The organism is Staphylococcus rostri, from assembly GCF_002902145.1.
In the GTDB taxonomy this organism is placed as follows: Bacteria; Bacillota; Bacilli; order Staphylococcales; family Staphylococcaceae; genus Staphylococcus; species Staphylococcus rostri.
In genome coordinates, this window is sequence record NZ_PPRF01000128.1 from 1 (window position 1) to 242 (window position 242).

General features: G+C 55.8%; 3 tRNA genes. All 3 read left to right on the forward strand.

Features of this window, described 5'->3' with window-relative positions:
* Window positions 1-74, forward strand: a tRNA-Met gene (locus CD122_RS11335).
* Window positions 75-85: 11 nt separating this feature from the next.
* Window positions 86-162 (forward strand) — tRNA-Asp (locus tag CD122_RS11340).
* 7 nt (window positions 163-169) lie between these two features.
* A tRNA-Phe gene (locus CD122_RS11345) sits at window positions 170-242 on the forward strand.

Below are 242 nucleotides of genomic sequence, written 5' to 3' on the forward strand. Positions count from 1 at the left end.
CGCGGGATGGAGCAGTTCGGTAGCTCGTCGGGCTCATAACCCGAAGGTCGGTGGTTCAAATCCGCCTCCCGCAATATTTTTAAGTGGTCCCGTAGTGGAGCGGTTTAACACGCCTGCCTGTCACGCAGGAGATCGCGGGTTCGATTCCCGTCGGGACCGCCATTATTATGGTTCAGTAGCTCAGTCGGTAGAGCAAAGGACTGAAAATCCTTGTGTCGGCGGTTCGATTCCGTCCTGAACCA